Here is a 1,543-nt window from a genome sequence, read left to right as displayed (position 1 = left end):
CGTTTAAGACTAAGACGTTGATAGGCTGGGTGTGTAAGCGTAGCGATACGTTGAGCTAACCAGTACTAATGAACCGTGAGGCTTAACCTGACACACCGAAGGTGTTTTGTCAGAGAGACGAAACGATGAAGTAAGCTTGTTTAAGATTGATAATTACTGGTGACGAGCCGTTGAAGGGTGAGTGACGGGTAATAAAACAGAATTTGCTTGGCGGCCATAGCGCAACGGTCCCACCTGATCCCATGCCGAACTCAGAAGTGAAACGTTGTAGCGCCGATGGTAGTGTGGGGGTCTCCCCATGTGAGAGTAGGGAACTGCCAGGCATTAATTAAAGCATTAGTGTTAAATAACATTAATCGCAAAAGAATACGCGGAGCGGTAGTTCAGTTGGTTAGAATACCTGCCTGTCACGCAGGGGGTCGCGGGTTCGAGTCCCGTCCGTTCCGCCAACATTAAGAAACCTAAGTCTAATGACTTAGGTTTTTTTTGCTTAAAATTTAGAATAAAACTTAAGTTAATTCAGATAATTTTAAGTAAATATAACTGTTATATATAAAAATAATTACTTTTGTTGATTATAGTGTCCTTTTAAGGATGAGAGTAAAGCTTGCCTTTGGTATACTTTAGTTATAGCAAGATATCTTGCTGTTTATCTGAGGTTGCTAATGGCGAAAAAACCAACTTATTCAGTGCGTTTTGTGGCAGGTCAACCTGTTGAGAGGATTGAACCCAGCCCGCCTTTAAGTGAAAGTAAGGATACTTTACCTATCGGAATGCCTCTTTACACAGACGGCCTTCTAAAAATTGCCGTTTGGAATATTTATAAACAGCAACGACTCAATTGGCGTAATATGTTGGAAACGCTCTCAACAGATACGCATTTACTTCTGTTGCAAGAAGCACAAACCACACCAGAGCTTGTTCGTTTTGCTGGAACTCACCATTTAATTGCAGATCAAGTCCCTGCTTTGGCTTTTCAACAACACCCCGCAGGTGTGATGACATTATCAAGTTCCCATCCTATTTATTGCTGTCCTCTTAGAGAGAAAGAGCCTTTTTTTACGACTGGCTAAATCAGCATTAATTACGGTATACCCATTAATTACGGGCGATCATTTAATGGTAATTAATGTACATGCAATTAATTTTAGTTTTGGTGTTGATGTGTATCAGCGTCAATTAAGTAATTTATCTATTCATATAATGAATCATAAAGGTCCCATTATTCTTGCTGGTGATTTTAATGCATGGAGTCGTCCAAGAGTGAATGTATTAAACGTTTTGCAAGAAGGTTAAGACTTAAAGAGGTTATTTTTGATAACGATTGGCGTACCAAGGCATTTGGTAAGCCGTTAGATTATATTTTTTTATCGAGGACTATCACTGAATAATGCTGAAGTTGTGATCACCGATGCTTCAGATCACCATCCTTTAATTGCGACATTTTATTAATTAGTGATGATAACGATGGTTAATATTTAAAATATATATGATTGTATCAAGTATCAATTAGTATTATTATTTTATAAATAGTTTATTAATC

1 tRNA gene, 2 rRNA genes and 1 pseudogene are annotated in these 1,543 nt (G+C 38.0%); all 4 read left to right on the top strand.

Annotated features, from left to right (window positions below):
* Positions 1–90: ribosomal RNA gene (locus BHE89_RS16885) — 23S ribosomal RNA — on the top strand; the annotation flags it as partial.
* Positions 91–206: 116 nt separating this feature from the next.
* Positions 207–323: ribosomal RNA gene (gene rrf, locus BHE89_RS16880) — 5S ribosomal RNA — on the top strand.
* 49 nt (positions 324–372) lie between these two features.
* Positions 373–449, top strand: a tRNA-Asp gene (locus BHE89_RS16875).
* Between the two features lie 216 nt (positions 450–665).
* Positions 666–1,452 (top strand): annotated as a pseudogene (locus BHE89_RS16870) (endonuclease/exonuclease/phosphatase family protein).
* Positions 1,453–1,543 lie beyond the last annotated feature (91 nt).

It is taken from the genome of Shigella sp. FC1967 (genome assembly GCF_001743005.1).
Taxonomy (GTDB): domain Bacteria; phylum Pseudomonadota; class Gammaproteobacteria; order Enterobacterales; family Enterobacteriaceae; genus Proteus.
The sequence above is the reverse complement of the archived record's forward strand: the minus strand, read 5'-3'. Positions and strand labels throughout refer to the sequence as shown.